At 60.4% G+C, this 12,912-nt stretch carries 12 protein-coding genes; 10 read left to right on the plus strand and 2 right to left on the minus strand.

The window, feature by feature from the left end; translation table 11 throughout:
* Positions 1 to 9 precede the first annotated feature (9 nt).
* The 8 genes from AC1DZ5_RS14600 (at position 10) to AC1DZ5_RS14635 (ending at position 8,378) form a co-directional block, all read left to right on the plus strand.
* Positions 10 to 1,338 carry an AMP-binding protein gene (locus tag AC1DZ5_RS14600; protein ID WP_477890251.1) on the plus strand — a complete coding sequence of 443 codons (1,329 nt, stop codon included), beginning with the start codon at positions 10 to 12 and terminating at the stop codon, positions 1,336 to 1,338.
* Position 1,339: 1 nt separating this feature from the next.
* A complete protein-coding gene (locus AC1DZ5_RS14605; protein ID WP_477890253.1) occupies positions 1,340 to 1,639 on the plus strand; it encodes an ApeI family dehydratase in 300 nt (99 codons plus the stop codon).
* A 17-nt stretch (positions 1,640 to 1,656) separates the two neighbouring features.
* The gene (locus AC1DZ5_RS14610; protein WP_477890255.1) at positions 1,657 to 2,562 is read left to right on the plus strand and encodes an LpxL/LpxP family acyltransferase; all 906 of its coding nucleotides are present in this window, start codon (positions 1,657 to 1,659) and stop codon (positions 2,560 to 2,562) included.
* Positions 2,559 to 4,913 (plus strand): MMPL family transporter, encoded by a 2,355-nt coding sequence (locus tag AC1DZ5_RS14615; protein ID WP_477890257.1) that lies wholly within the window; start codon positions 2,559 to 2,561, stop codon positions 4,911 to 4,913. The genes AC1DZ5_RS14610 and AC1DZ5_RS14615 overlap by 4 nt, the downstream gene beginning before the upstream one ends.
* Entirely contained in the window at positions 4,897 to 5,589 is a 693-nt protein-coding gene (locus tag AC1DZ5_RS14620) for a hypothetical protein (RefSeq protein ID WP_477890259.1), read from the plus strand. The genes AC1DZ5_RS14615 and AC1DZ5_RS14620 overlap by 17 nt, the downstream gene beginning before the upstream one ends.
* Before the next feature lie 96 nt (positions 5,590 to 5,685).
* Positions 5,686 to 6,486 (plus strand): beta-ketoacyl synthase chain length factor, encoded by an 801-nt coding sequence (locus tag AC1DZ5_RS14625; RefSeq protein ID WP_477890261.1) that lies wholly within the window; start codon positions 5,686 to 5,688, stop codon positions 6,484 to 6,486.
* Positions 6,487 to 6,520: 34 nt separating this feature from the next.
* Positions 6,521 to 7,240 (plus strand): 3-oxoacyl-ACP reductase FabG, encoded by a 720-nt coding sequence (fabG, locus tag AC1DZ5_RS14630; RefSeq protein WP_477890263.1) that lies wholly within the window; start codon positions 6,521 to 6,523, stop codon positions 7,238 to 7,240.
* Between the two features lie 40 nt (positions 7,241 to 7,280).
* Positions 7,281 to 8,378, plus strand: coding sequence for a 1-acyl-sn-glycerol-3-phosphate acyltransferase (locus tag AC1DZ5_RS14635; protein ID WP_477890265.1), 1,098 nt, complete (start codon positions 7,281 to 7,283; stop codon positions 8,376 to 8,378).
* A gap of 25 nt (positions 8,379 to 8,403) precedes the next feature.
* On the opposite strand, the gene AC1DZ5_RS14640 is transcribed toward AC1DZ5_RS14635, so the two are convergent.
* Complete coding sequence (locus AC1DZ5_RS14640; protein WP_477890267.1) at positions 8,404 to 9,906, minus strand: FAD-linked oxidase C-terminal domain-containing protein; 1,503 nt, start codon at positions 9,904 to 9,906, stop codon at positions 8,404 to 8,406.
* Between the two features lie 72 nt (positions 9,907 to 9,978).
* Positions 9,979 to 10,851, minus strand: coding sequence for a LysR substrate-binding domain-containing protein (locus AC1DZ5_RS14645; RefSeq protein ID WP_477890269.1), 873 nt, complete (start codon positions 10,849 to 10,851; stop codon positions 9,979 to 9,981).
* A 126-nt stretch (positions 10,852 to 10,977) separates the two neighbouring features.
* Here AC1DZ5_RS14645 and AC1DZ5_RS14650 point away from each other — a divergent pair, with 126 nt between their 5' ends.
* Both AC1DZ5_RS14650 and asd read left to right on the plus strand, forming a co-directional pair.
* Positions 10,978 to 11,565 (plus strand): bactofilin family protein, encoded by a 588-nt coding sequence (locus AC1DZ5_RS14650; RefSeq protein WP_477890271.1) that lies wholly within the window; start codon positions 10,978 to 10,980, stop codon positions 11,563 to 11,565.
* 368 nt (positions 11,566 to 11,933) lie between these two features.
* Entirely contained in the window at positions 11,934 to 12,782 is an 849-nt protein-coding gene (gene asd, locus AC1DZ5_RS14655; protein ID WP_477890273.1) for an archaetidylserine decarboxylase, read from the plus strand.
* Positions 12,783 to 12,912: the final 130 nt, after the last annotated feature.

The raw sequence follows: 12,912 nt of genomic DNA on the forward strand, positions 1-12,912 counted from the left end.
TTGCCTCTTTTGCCCGGCTACAACGGCACCAAAACCTTGGCTTGGCGTAACGGGCGCATGGTCAGTCAGGCTGAATTTCTGGCCGATGTGCAGGCCTTGGCCGCACGCCTGCCCGATACAGGACACGTGTTCAATCTCTGCAAAGACCGTTACTGGTTCGCGGTGGCATTGTTTGCAGCCATTAGTCGCGGCGTCGTGAGTCTGTTGCAAAACTCTACGGCTCCGAAGAACATGGCCGCGCTGTTTGCCGATTTTCCCGATGCCATTTGCGTGGGCGAGCAGGATGCATCCGTGCCGATGCAGATGCCGTACGTGGCGGTTGCTGAGGCCGACCATTCTGCGCCCACGATAACGGACGTCATGCCACAGATCCCTTCTGATCAGCCCATTGCGCGCATCTTTACCTCCGGATCAACAGGCAAGCCGCAGGCCCATACCATGCGCTTTGGCCGTATGGTCAAGTGCGCCATTGCCGAGGCGCAGCGTATGTGGGAAACGGTGGGGCAACCTTGCACGGTACTGGGCACGGTACCGCCGCAGCATATGTTTGGATTGGAAGCGACGGTACTGCTGCCGATTTTTGGTGGTGGGCAGTTCTGCGCCGCGCAGCCTTTTTTTGCGGCAGATGTGGCCAGTGCACTGGCGGAACTGCCGGAGCCTCGCCTGTTGGTTTCTACACCGTTTCATCTGCGCAAGCTGGTGGATGCACAAATCGAGATGCCGCGGGTTGGCGCCGTGCTCTCGGCTACGGCGCCGTTGTCATTGGAGTTGGCCCAGGAGGTGGAAGCCCAATTGAAGGCACCGATGGTAGAAATCTACGGATCTACAGAGACGGGCGCATTGGCAACTCGGCGCCCCACCAAAGGCACGGACTGGGAGACCTATGCGGGCATCACACTGGAAGTGAACAAGGATGTAACCCGCGCCTGTGCCGACCATTTCGATGCACCACAAGTGCTCAACGATATGGTGGACTTGATCAGCCCCATGCGCTTTCGGCTGCTGGGCCGCAACTCGGACATGATTAACATTGTTGGAAAGCGCAACTCACTGGGTTTTCTGAATCAGCTGCTACAAGGTCTGCCTGGTGTGTCCGATGGTGTGTTTTGCATGCACGAAGGCAGGTCGCAGCACGAATCGCCCCGTCTGGTGGCTTTTGTGGTTGCCCCAGGGCTGAGGAGCGCCACCATTTTGGACGCCCTGCGCCAGCATGTGGATCCTGTGTTCCTTCCGCGTCCAATCGTGTTTGTTAATGTACTGGCGCGCGACGCAAACGGAAAAATTGCCGCCGCAACATTGGCCGAACTTCTCGCAACACACTTTGCCGGGAACGTCTGAAATGCCAGTCGTCGCATTGCCGTGTTTCCCGGACCACCCCGCATTTCCTGGCCACTTCCCGGGGCACCCTATTGTTCCAGGCGTGGTATTGCTGGACTGGGCTCAAGGTGCAATTGAAGCCCGCGCAGGCCAACCCCTCCAGGCACTGACTGAGGCCAAATTCAGCTGTCCGGCCACACCCGCTGACACACTGGAACTGGATTTCGAAGTCGGCGCTACAACGGTGCGGTTTGAAATTCGTAGCGCGACGCGCAAGGTTGCCAGCGGTCGCTTTGCACTACTGCAAGCCTCTGCGCCATGAGTACACCTGATTCGGACATGCAGGCGCAGGATCAACCTGCGTGGCTGCAGCATGAGGAGCGCGGCAGTTTCTTTTTGCTGCAGCTGATGCGCTACCTGTCGCTGCTCTGTGGCCGCCGACTGTCTCGCGTGGTGGTGTATGGCATTGCTTTGTATTTCCTTCTGGCCGCGCCTGCTGCGCGCAAAGCATCGCGCCAATATTTGGAGCGGGCGCTGCAACGCCCTGTCACCTGGGCAGACCGGTATCGAAACATCCTGGCATTTGCCAGCACCATCCACGACCGGTTTTTTCTGCTCAACAACCAAACGGACCTGTTTGACATTCAGGTGTTTGGAGCGGAGCCCGTCATTCAATGTCAGGCTGACAACTTGGGCATGCTGTTGTTCGGTGCCCATATGGGAAGTTTTGAAGTCTTGCTGGACCATGGCCGCCGCAATAATTTCCGGTCGTGCGTCGCGATGTATCCAGAAAATGCACGGCGGCTGAACCGCACTCTGGCTGCTGTCAATCCGCAAGCTGTCGCTGGCATCATTGGGCTGGGTCAAATGGATTCCATGCTGACCATCCACCACAAACTGGAGGCTGGCAGCATGGTTGGTGTGTTGGCCGATCGGGCCTCTGGCCCGGACCAGTACATCACGCTGCCATTTCTGGGCGCACCAGCACGCTTTCCGACGGGTCCGTTCCGGCTGGCAGCCATGCTAGGTCATCCGGTTTATTTCATGATTGGGCTGTATGGAGGAGGCAACCGCTACGCGTTGCATTTCGAACCACTGGCGGACTTCGGATCGGTCCCGCGCAGTCAGCGTGATGCTGTAGTGCGTGCAACCTTGGAAAAATACGTGGCGGCGCTGGAGCGTCACTGCCGGGCAGCGCCCTACAACTGGTTCAACTTCTTTGATTTTTGGGATTCAGCACCATGAAGAACAGGTCCAAGGTATGGCCGTTGGCCCTTTGGCTTGCAGCTATGTTGGCTTGCCTGCTGGTCATCATGCAAACGCGTTTCGTCACAGATCTGTCCGCGTTCATGCCAAAGACGCCCAACGCGCGTCAGCAACTGCTCATCGACCAGTTGCGCGATGGCGCCGTGGCGCGACTCATCATGGTGGGCATAGAAGGTGGCAGCGCGGCGGAGCGCGCAAGTCTGTCACGCGCGTTGACCCAAGAACTTGAAAAAACGAGCCTGTTTGTCGGCGTCCAAAATGGGCAAGAAGAAACGCTGGAGCGCGACCGCACTTATTTTTTTGACAACCGCTATCTGTTGAGCCCGGCGGTCACCTCTGCGCGGTTCGAGGTGGATGGACTGCATGCCGCTATCAGCAGTTCGATAGACGCCTTGTCCGGCGACGCCGGCATGGGTATCAAACGGTTGTTTGCACGCGATCCGACTGGCGAGACACTGCAACTGGTGGAACAATTCTCCGGCACCGGGCAGCCACAGAGTGTTGAGGGCGTTTGGGCTTCTCGCGACGGCCAGCGTGCGTTGCTGCTGGCGCTAACACGGGCAGCCGGATCGGATACCGAAGCACAGTCGCAGGCAGTGGAGATGGTGCGCTCATCATTTGCCGCGTTGCCGGGGCGCAGTGCCGACGCCCGCCTGGTGATGAGCGGTGCGGGCGTTTCTTCGGCTTCCTCGCGCAATACCATCGAAAAGGAAGTTTCGCGCCTGGCCACTGCCAGTTTCATTCTGGTGGTGTGCTTGTTGCTTGTGGTGTACCGCTCCGTGCGGTTGTTGGTGCTGGGTATATTGCCGGTACTCTCTGGTGTGGCGGCTGGCGTTGCAGCTGTCAGTCTGGGTTTTGGCCAAGTGCATGGCCTGACCTTGGGTTTTGGCACCACGCTGATTGGTGAGGCCGTGGACTATTCCATCTACTTCTTCGTTCAGCGCGCGGCCACCCATGCTTCTCGCAATTTCTGGCGCACTATCTGGCTGGGGATGTTGACCTCGATTGTGGGTTTTGCTGCGCTGCTGTATTCCAGCTTTCCCGGACTTGCGCAGCTTGGGCTGTACTCCATCGCTGGTTTGGTGGCCGCCGTGTTGGTCACACGCTATGTGCTGCCGGTACTCACCCCGCAAAAACTGGCTTTGCGCGACATGAACCAAGTCGCCGCTGGTCTGGACCAAATGCTTGGGCGCGCGGCCGGATTGCGGTGGTTGTTGGTCGTGGTGACTGCCTTGGCATGCATCACGATCTACAGCTACGACGACAACGTATGGAACCGGGATCTCTCAGGCCTGAATCCAATTCCCAAATCGGAGCAACGCGCGGACGAACAATTGCGAGGCGATCTGGGGGGTACCGATTCTCGCTACATCATGGCGCTCACGGCGCCGGACCAGGAACGCGCTTTGCAGCAGGCCGAACGAGCTGGCGCGGTGCTGCGGGAACTTATCAAAAAACAGGTGATGGCCGGTTTCAATTCGCCTGCCGCAGTACTTCCTAGTATTGCCCTGCAACAGGAAAGGCAGGCCGCATTGCCGGACGCCATGCAGGCCACCGCCAGACTGCAGCAGGCGTTGCAAGGCTTGCCGGTGCGGGCGGAGCGCCTGGACGCTTTTCTGGCAGACCTGCAGACCGCGCGGCAACACCCGCCCTTGCTTCGCAAGGACCTGGACGGTACCGCCGCAGCCATGATGGTGGATTCAATGCTAATCAGGCGCTCAGCCGATTTCCTGGTCCTGATGCCACTGCATCCGATGCAGGATGGTCCGTCGGTCGGGAGCATCCCGCTGGATGTGGTGCACAGTGCCCTGCGGATGCAGGGCCTGGATAACGCGACAGTGATCGACATGGTTGAAGAATCCCGCAGCTTGTTTGATGGCTATCGCCACGAGGTGTTGTGGCTGGCGGGATTGGGGGGGCTATTCATCTTCGTGCTGCTGCTGGCCTCATTGCGTTCGTGGGCACGGGCGCTACGGGTTGCAGCCCCGCTGGCCAGTGCCGTGGTGTGCGTGGTTGCAGGGCTGCTTCTGCATGGCACTCCGCTCACCATCCTGCACATAGTGGGCCTCCTGCTGGTGGTCGCCATAGGCACCAATTACGCGTTGTTCTTTGACCGCGGCGCCCAGAGCGGTGGGGCCCATGACAGGCAGCAGACGCAAGTCTCATTGGTGATCGCGAATTTGACGGCGGTGGGCAGTTTTGGGCTGCTTGGCTTTTCCGATGTTCCGGTGCTGGCAGCTATTGGCAGCACCGTGGCGGCCGGAACTTTTCTGGCACTGGTCTTTGCCGCCATACTGACCAGGGAGCGCGTAGGTGCGCATCCGCACTGATCTCCACGTCCAATCCCAACGCGGTGACACGCTGCTGGTGTTGCTGCCCCCAGCGCTGTCCAGCATCGAGGCCTTTTACGAGCACGGTTTTGTAGACGCAGTGCAGCGGCGCCAGTTGCCGGTGGATGTCTGGCTTGCCGATGTCACCGGGCAGCATGTGCTCGAAAAAACTGTGGTTTCTGCGTTGCACAGCTCCGTGATACAACCAGCGCAATCCCTTGGGTATCACTCGATCTGGCTGGTTGGCATCTCGCTGGGAGCATTCAGTGCGCTGCTTTACGCGGCCGAACATGCGGGTCAACGAGCAAGCCGTCTCGCCGGCATCTACTTGCTCAGTCCCTATCCAGGCACACACGATGTGCTGGCCGAAATTCGCGCCGCCGGTGGTGTCGTCCCCTGGAGTCAGCAGCAGCCCTCTACCGCCGATGAGCGCAGTTGGTGGCATTGGTTGGCCCGACAGTCCACTCTGAACATATGGATCATGCCCGTGCACTTCGGTACCGGTAGCGAGGATCGCTTCCTGCAGGGGCAGAAGCTGATCTCCAACTTGTTGCCCAGCGAGTGCATTAGCGTGCTGCCTGGTAAACATAATTGGGCGACCTGGAAAGCTCTGTGGGAGGGCTGGCTGGACCGTGATCTTGTGCATTGGCTGCCGGGGAGTGGCCCCCTACAATAGGCGCGGTCCACAATTTAAACAGAGGAGGGCAGGAATGCAGATTGCACAAGCACACGACATGGCTGCTCGGTTCATGCGGGCCCCTGATGAATGCAAATGACCTCCATTAGCCTCTACCTCGACGGTGTCGGATTGCTGGGGCCGGGCCTGTCTGGTTGGGAGCAAGCCAGTGAGGTACTCACCGGTCGAGCGCCTTATGTTGCGGCGGTCACGGCATTGCCGACAGCGGAAAAGTTGCCGCCGGCCGAACGTCGCCGGGTGGGTGTGCCGGTCAAACTGTCCATGGCAATAGGGTTGGAAGCCGCACGCCACGCAGATGCCGATGTTGCCGCCATGGCTACGGTGTTTTCTTCGACAGAAGCGGACTGTGACAACACCCACGCGATCCTGGAAGCACTGGCATCCAGTGACCGTGCGATGTCTCCGACCCGCTTCCACAATTCGGTGCACAACGCGCCCTCCGGATATTGGAGCATCGCAACAAGCTGCATGCAACCCAGTACCAGTCTGAACACCTACGACGCCACATTTGCTGCGGGTCTGCTAGAAGCTGCCACGCAAATCCAGAGCAATGGCAAGCCATGCATGCTGCTGGCGTTTGACACGGCTTTTCCCGCGCCGATCCGCAGCCTGCGCGCCATCCCGGATGCGATGGGTGTGGCCATGGTCCTCAGCCCTCACAAGACGCCTGCAAGCCGTACCCGTCTTGCAGTGTCATTGAGCAACGCTCCCGCAACGCACATGCAGCAGGACGTGTTTGAACACATGCGTTTGACGATTCCGGTGGCCCGCTGCTTGCCGCTGCTGGAGCTTCTGGCGCACGGCCGCAACGGCTCTGTGGTGGTGGAGTATCTGGATACGCTGGGGCTCTGCATCGAGGTGAGCAGCGTCGCTTGAAATTAGTGCTGAACCACACACGGAGTTGCCATCCATGAAACGTGCCCTTGTAACCGGTGGCAGCGGTGCCATCGGGGCCGCTATCTGTCGCCGCCTCGCGGCAGATGGCATGCATGTGATCGTCCACGCCAACACCAACTTGGTCGGTGCGCAAAGTCTGTGTGACGAATTGTTGCGTGCGGGCCATTCGGCACAGACGGTGTGTTTTGATGTTGCCGATGGTGACGCTACGCAAATGGCATTGGAGGGGTTGCTTGAAAGCGGGCCCATTCAGGTTCTGGTCAATAACGCGGGCATTCATGACGACGCAGTGTTTCCGGGTATGCAGCGCCAGCAATGGCACAAGGTTATAGACATATCGCTCCATGGCTTTTTCAATGTCACGCAGCCGCTGTCGATGCCGATGATCCGCAGTCGCTGGGGCCGCATCATCAATATTTCTTCGATTGCGGGGATTACCGGCAACCGCGGGCAGACCAATTACGCTGCCGCAAAAGGGGCGTTGCACGCGGCCAGCAAATCGCTCGCCCTGGAACTGGCGACGCGGGGTATTACCGTCAACGTGGTGGCACCGGGCATCATCAGCTCGGCGATGACGCGTGACGTGTTTGACAGCAAGGCCATTGCCAACCTGGTGCCCATGAAGCGGGCAGGAACGCCGGAAGATGTTTCGGGGTTGGTCGGATTTCTTGCGTCGGATTCTGCTGCCTACATTACCGGCCAGGTGATCTCGGTCAACGGCGGGATGGTGTGATGAGCGCCCAGGCAGGCAGGTCCATCCGTTGAATTCCACCATGCAACGCACCTTGGACAGTCCCTCGGAATTCGCGGCTTGTCGGGACCGCTTTCTTGCAACACCGCTGGCAGACACCCTCTTGCGCTGGAGCTTTCCCGAACTTTCGCGTGAGGATGTGGTCTCGCAGATGCGGGCTTTTGGTGCCACCGAGGATTTCCAGGCCGCCTACGTCAATCCTGCTTTGCGGCGCGTTTTCGACCAAACCACGCAGGGTCTGACCATTTCCGGCCTGGACCAACTGCCGACGGACCGCAAGTTCCTGTTTGTCTCCAACCACCGTTGCATCGTTACCGACGCCGCTTTGGTGTCGCTGAACCTGTTGTCGAGTGGACGTGGAACTTGCAAGGTCTGCGTCGGTGACAACCTGATGAACGCCCCCGGCGTCACGGAGTTGATGCTGCTGCTTAACGGCGTCAGCATCAAGCGCAGCGGCCCCCACCGCGACATTTATGCCAATGCCCGCCTGGTGGCGGCCTATGTGGCGCGACAAATCGAAGAGCGGCACTATTCAGTCTGGTTGTCACAGAGCCCGGGGCGGACCAAGGACGGCAATGACCACACCGAGCCCTCCATCATCAAGATGCTGGGGCTGCACGGTGCCCGTAGCCAAGCCGATTATGAAAAGCTGCATATCGTGCCGGTTGCCATCTCCTATGAATTCGAGCCCTGTGCGGTCCAGAAGGTGCGTGAAACCTTGTTGCGGCGCGAACACGGCAACTACCAAAAGCAACCGGGCGAAGACCTGGCCCAAATCCGCGAAAGCCTGACGACAGACAAGGGCCATGTGCATCTTGCCTTTGGCGAAGAGCTGCGGTACGACAAGGCCCCCTGCGACGATGTCGTGCAGGACGTCGTAGACAAGATCGATGCGCAAATCTGGAGCAACTTCCGCAACTGGGAGAGCAATCGAATCGCCCATGCATTGCTGACCGGGTCACCGTGGGATCTGCAGACCTCGTACGCCAAAGCCTTTGTGGGCAGGATAGACACCCAAGTGGCGGAGTTGGTCGCGCTGGGATTGGCGAGCGTCAACGCACGCGAAGCGCTGCTGCAGCTCTACGCACAACCGGTTTTCAATTCGCGTCGGGTGGCTTGAGGGGCACGACCGCATAAATGCCGCGCTAAAAACGCGGCAACTCGGGGTGCTTGATCTTGCCGCCGCGCACCAACTCGCGGCCATACTCGGCACAGCGCTGCAGCGTGGGAATCACCTTGCCGGGGTTGAGCAGTCCTTTGGGGTCAAACGCGGTTTTGATTGCAAACATCTGCGCGTTCTCTTCCGCACTGAACTGCACGCACATGCTGTTGAGCTTTTCCACACCCACGCCGTGCTCGCCCGTCACGGTGCCGCCCATAGCCACACTGGTTTCCAGAATCTCAGCGCCAAACAGCTCGCAGCGGTGCAACTGGTCGGGGTCGTTGGCATCAAACAGGATCAGCGGGTGCAGATTGCCGTCGCCCGCGTGGAAAACGTTGGCGCAGCGCAGCTGGTATTTCTTCTCCATCTCGGCAATCGCCAGCAGGATGTCGGCCAGCCGCGCCCGGGGAATGGTGCTGTCCATACACATGTAGTCAGGGCTGATGCGGCCGCTGGCGGGAAAGGCGTTCTTGCGCCCGCTCCAGAAGCGCAGGCGCTCGGCCTCGCTGTTGCTGACCGAGATGGCCGTGGCACCTGCACTGCGCAGCACCTCGGTCATGCGGCCAATCTCTTCTTCCACCTCTTCAGGCGTGCCATCGCTCTCACACAGCAGAATCGCCTCCGCGCTCAGGTCGTAGCCCGCGTGCACAAAGTCTTCCACAGCGGCGGTCATGGGCTTATCCATCATCTCCAGCCCGGCGGGGATGATGCCGGCCGCAATCACCGCGGCCACGGCATCGCCCGCTTTGCGCAGGTCGTCAAAGCTGGCCATGATGCAGCGCGCAAGCATGGGCTTGGGCACCAGCTTCACCGTCACCTCGGTGGTCACGGCCAGCATGCCCTCACTGCCCACCACCACGCTGAGCAGGTCGTAGCCTGGCGCATCCAGCGCGTCGCCACCAAACTCAATGGGCGCGCCCTCCATGGTGAAGCCACGTACCTTGAGCACGTTGTGCAGCGTGAGGCCGTACTTCAGGCAGTGCACGCCGCCCGAGTTCTCGGCCACGTTGCCGCCTATGGTGCAGGCAATCTGGCTGCTGGGGTCGGGCGCGTAGTACAGGCCCAGTGGCGCGGCCGCCTCGCTGATGGCCAGGTTGCGCACGCCGCACTGCACGACGGCCGTGCGGCTGCGCTTGTCCAGTTTGAGGATCTTGTTGAACTTGGCCAGCGAGAGCGTCACGCCCATCGCATGTGGCATGGCCCCGCCTGACAGGCCCGTGCCAGCACCGCGCGCCACCACCGGCACATTCAGGCCGTGGCAGACCTTGAGCACGGTGGCTACCTGCTCTTCGGTCTCGGGCAGCGCCACCAGGAGCGGACGCTGGCGGTAGGCGGTCAGGCCGTCGCACTCGTAGGGCGTGGTGTCTTCCGTCTGGTACAGCAGCGCATGCTTGGGCAAATGAGGCTCTAGCCCCCGCAGAATCTGCGCAAGCAGCTCTGGTTTTGATAGCAATTCGGTAGTGCTGGCGGAGGCAGGGGCGTTCATGGCGGGGTTTTCTGGCGGCGTAGTCTGCACTCTAGGTGAAAGCCGGGCACTGTGGCGTGAAGAAACTGGCGCCTAGCCCACCGCTTTTTTCAACCAGTCGGCAAAGGCCGCCACTTCCCAGCGGTCCATGGCGCCGGTGCGCCAGCACAGGTAGTGCGCGTGGGGGCTGGGCACATTGTTGTCGTACAGCCGCACCAGCGCGCCGTTCTCCAGCCAGGGCGCGCCCAGCTTCAGGCGCACCAAGCCCACGCCCATGCCCGCGGCTGCGGCGTCGCACATCAGGCCAATGTCGTTGAACTGCGAACCCTCCACCGGCTCGGGCCAGTCCAGCCCGTTGGCCGCAAACCAGGTGCGCCAGGGCTCCAGCGGGCTCCGCAAGAAGGGGATGTTGGCCAGGTCCTGCGGCGTTTCAAACGGGCCGTGCTCGCGCACAAAGGCAGGGGAGGCCAGGGGCGTCACCTCGTCCTTCATCAAGAGCGTGTGTTCCATGTCGGCATAGCGGCCGGTGCCAAAGCGCACCATCAGGTCCGCGTCCTCGGCCACCACATCCAGCAGGGGGATGGAGACCTGCAGCGTCAGGTCGATCTCGGGGTAGGCATCGGTGAACTGGCGCAGGCGCGGAATCAAGATGGAGCGCGAAAACGTGGGCGTGACCGCCAGGCGCAGCTTGCGCTTGCCCGGCGCGGCCGATGCGCTGGGAAACTTCTGCAGAATGGCCAGGCCCTCGCGCACATGGGCCAGGTACTCGCTGCCCTCGGTGGTCAGTGAAAAGTCCGCCCGGCCAAACAGCTTGGTGCCAATGATCTGTTCCAGTTGCCGCACCCGGTGGCTCACCGCGCTGGGCGTGACAAACAGCTCCTCTGCCGCCAGCGTGACCGAGCGCAGCCGCGCCAAGGCCTCAAAGGTCAGCAGGCACTGGATGGGAGGGATACGGGAGGCGCTCATGGGGAGATGATGCCATTGACGCTTGCAACATTTAGGGGCATTTGAGTTAGGGATGTTGCAATTGACTAAAGATTTCTACAGGGTGGCGGGGCTAGTATGAATTCTCTTCAACTCGAAAGAATTCCGATGACGATGCAGCCTCCTTTTTTTGGCAAACGCCCCGCAGATCCGGTGAACTCTCGTCCAACGTCGGGCCAGCCTCAGGGCTTGTCTGGCTCGGCTATCAATAGCAATGGCGGGGCACATGCACCCGTTGCCCCGGTACAGGTGCCTGCGCCTGCGCCCGCAGTAACGACCGGCAGCGCGGCAGCATCGGTCCTTTCGGGGGCTCCTACCAAAGAAGGCGGCAGCAAGCTGACTGTGGGCCCCAACATCAAGCTCAAAGGCGTGGAAATTACGGACTGCGACACCCTGGTGGTCGAGGGGACGGTGGAGGCAACGATGGACTCCCGCGTCATGCACATTACGGAGATTGGCGCCTTCAAGGGCTCCGCCGACATCGACTACGCCGAGATCCACGGTGAATTCAACGGGGATTTGACGGTGCGCGAAAAGCTGGTGATTTACGCCACCGGCCGGGTGAGCGGCAAGATCCGCTACGGCAAGGTGGTGATCCAGGAAGGCGGGCAGTTGATGGGTGATATCCAGTTTGGTTCCATCAACAAAGCCGGGGTATCCGCTCCCGCAAAAATGGGCTTGCTTAGCGCCGCATAGCAGGGGCACGCAGGCCTTTTGTACTGCGCCTCACACCCCCACACACATTCGCACTGCCTAGCTTCGCGCGGAGACTCCGCGCGAAGCTTTTTTGCGCCTGCCTGCTATCAGCACCACTAATACGGCCGCTGAAATCTAGGCCCTGTCGGGCAAACCTGCCATACACCATGGGCTTGCGCTTACAGTTCCGCACTGCTTGCTAGCCGTGCAGCCAAAGGCTGAGCGATTCCCGGCTGGACCGCAATTTGGAGGCATGTGTGCATGACGAGTTGGAGGCTTTTCGTACCCTGTTTGGGTAAAGCTCAGCCTGTGCCTTCCTCTGGGGCGCCTCAGTAGAATGGCGATCTTTTTCCCTCGGGAGTTCCCCTGTGTCTGACACCCTTGCCGTACTGCCACAGTACCTTCTCCCCAAAAAAGCCCTGACCGCCTTTGGCGGCTTGGTGGCTGGTGCCCGGGGTGGCAAAGCCACGACGGCACTGATTCGCTGGTTCATTGGCAAGTACCAAGTCAATATGGCCGAGGCCGCCAACCCGGATCCGGCTGCGTATGCCACGTTCAACGAATTCTTCACCCGCGCCCTGAAAGAAGGTGTGCGCCCACTCGCGTCGGCCCCCTTTGTTTGCCCGGTAGACGGCGCTATCAGCCAGTTTGGCGCGATTGACAAAGATCAGATTTTTCAGGCCAAGGGTCACCACTACAGCACCACGGCGCTGGTGGGGGGCGATGCCCAGTTGGCGGCGCAGTTCGACAACGGCACGTTCGCCACCATTTACCTGAGCCCACGCGACTACCACCGCATCCACATGCCGTGTGACGGCGTGCTGCGCCGCATGATCTATGTGCCGGGCGACCTGTTCTCCGTTAACCCGACCACGGCGCGCGGCGTGCCGGGCTTGTTTGCGCGCAACGAACGGGTGGTCTGCGTGTTCGATTCCGACCATGGTCCGTTTGTCCTCACCTTGGTGGGGGCCACGGTGGTGGGCAGCATGGCCACGGTGTGGCATGGCCTGGTCAACCCGCCGCGCCTACCCCAAATCACGGAGTGGCACTACGATGCTGGCAAAGTCATGTTGCGCCAAGGCGAAGAAGTGGGACGCTTCTTGCTTGGCTCCACCGTCGTCCTGCTATTTGGGCAGGGTGCGCTCAACTTTTCGCCCGAATGGGTGCCGGCTAAACCGGTGCAGTTGGGTGAAAAGATGGGTGTTAAAACCGCTTGACCTTAGGGAAAAGCGGTATCCTGAAAGTCTTAAAAACCCATGTTGGGGGATATAAATGGATAGCCTTTCCACACACAGCGCGTTGGCTCTGGAAGATTCAAACGATCAGGAGCAGGCACCGCGCCAACGC

It is taken from the genome of Rhodoferax sp. P1_F3, assembly GCF_056405715.1.

Excerpts from the sequence above, each read along its gene's own strand:
- AC1DZ5_RS14645 (WP_477890269.1), bottom strand. The coding sequence starts at position 10,851 with ATGAGCGCCTCCCGTATCCCTCCCATCCAGTGCCTGCTGACCTTTGAG.
- AC1DZ5_RS14605 (WP_477890253.1), top strand. The coding sequence starts at position 1,340 with ATGCCAGTCGTCGCATTGCCGTGTTTCCCGGACCACCCCGCATTTCCT.
- AC1DZ5_RS14615 (WP_477890257.1), top strand. The coding sequence starts at position 2,559 with ATGAAGAACAGGTCCAAGGTATGGCCGTTGGCCCTTTGGCTTGCAGCT.
- AC1DZ5_RS14635 (WP_477890265.1), top strand. The coding sequence starts at position 7,281 with ATGCAACGCACCTTGGACAGTCCCTCGGAATTCGCGGCTTGTCGGGAC.
- AC1DZ5_RS14640 (WP_477890267.1), bottom strand. The coding sequence starts at position 9,906 with ATGAACGCCCCTGCCTCCGCCAGCACTACCGAATTGCTATCAAAACCA.
- AC1DZ5_RS14625 (WP_477890261.1), top strand. The coding sequence starts at position 5,686 with ATGACCTCCATTAGCCTCTACCTCGACGGTGTCGGATTGCTGGGGCCG.
- AC1DZ5_RS14650 (WP_477890271.1), top strand. The coding sequence starts at position 10,978 with ATGACGATGCAGCCTCCTTTTTTTGGCAAACGCCCCGCAGATCCGGTG.
- fabG (WP_477890263.1), top strand. The coding sequence starts at position 6,521 with ATGAAACGTGCCCTTGTAACCGGTGGCAGCGGTGCCATCGGGGCCGCT.
- AC1DZ5_RS14610 (WP_477890255.1), top strand. The coding sequence starts at position 1,657 with ATGCAGGCGCAGGATCAACCTGCGTGGCTGCAGCATGAGGAGCGCGGC.